The 1,106-nt window shown below is 44.7% G+C and carries 2 protein-coding genes; both read right to left on the bottom strand.

Annotation, left to right across the window (positions count from 1 at the left end):
- On the bottom strand, positions 1 to 465 hold a 465-nt coding region (locus tag QZL66_RS01255), incomplete at its 3' end, for a leucine-rich repeat domain-containing protein (protein WP_293601750.1).
- The coding region (locus QZL66_RS01250) for a leucine-rich repeat domain-containing protein (protein WP_293601749.1) at positions 455 to 1,106 on the bottom strand (652 nt) is incomplete at its 5' end. The genes QZL66_RS01255 and QZL66_RS01250, both read right to left, overlap by 11 nt.

The following is a 1,106-nucleotide window of genomic DNA, read 5'->3' as shown; positions in this document are numbered from 1 at the left end:
GTTTCCGGCTTCGGTGTAAGTCGCATCCTTGGCATCAGTTTTGACGAGAGAATGACGATACTTTACCTTCTCAGATGCATCTCCGAAAGCGTCTTTTGTCAGCGTAGAATCGCAGGAAACCGTAATTTCAGGCAATTTATTGCAGTCAGAAAACGCATAATCTCCGATGCTTGTGACACTCTTTGGAATGTTGATGCTGGTTAAGCCAGTGCAATTGGAAAACGCAGAATCTCCGATGCTTTTAACACCTTCTGGAATCGTGATACCTGTCAAGCTGCTGCAAAACTGAAACGCACCATTTCCGATGCTTGTGACATTCTTTGGAATTGTGATGCTTGTCAAGTCGCTGCAACCCCAAAACGCATAATTTCCGATGCTTGTGACACTCTCTGAAATCGTGATGTCTGTTAAATTGATGCAATCCTGAAACGCACCATCTCCAACGCTTGTGACACTACTCGGAATTTCGATGCTTGCTAAATTGGTGCAACCAATTTTCGTTTGTCAGCGTAGAGCCGCCTTCAAGAAGCACCTCGGTCAAATTGTCGCAACCAGAAAATGCACTCCATCCAATGCTTGTGACACTACTTGGAATGGTGATGCTGGTTAAGCCGGTGCAATTGAAAAACGCAGAACTTCCGATTCTTGTGACTCCGTCCGGAATCGTTACTTTTCCAGAACAAGTTGTTCCATCGATCAATATCCCATTTACGATCACAAGCGGGGTATCCTGCTGTTTGTTTGTTAACCAAGGTGTGCCAGAAAACGCATCATCCCCGATGCTTGTGACACTCTTTGGAATGGTGATGCTAATTAAGCCGGTGCAATCGGAAAACGCATTAGCTCCGATGCTTTTGACACTACTTGGAATCGTGATGTCTGTTAAGCTGCTGCAACCGGAAAACGCACCATATCCGATGCTTGTGACACTATCTGGAATCGTGATGTCTGTTAAGTTGCTGCAACTGGAAAACGCATAAGCTCCAATACTTGTGATGCCATTTTCAATCACAACTTTTTTTATTTTATAATTGTAGTATGCAGGGCTATTGTCAGAACCATAATACTCCTTCATCGCCCCTGTACCGCTGATGGTCAGTGTGCCG

The sequence above is a fragment of the Ruminococcus sp. CAG:330 genome (assembly GCF_000437175.1).
Classification (GTDB): Bacteria; Bacillota; Clostridia; order Oscillospirales; family Ruminococcaceae; genus Ruminococcus_C.
This window is presented reverse-complemented; position numbering and strand designations above follow the sequence as displayed.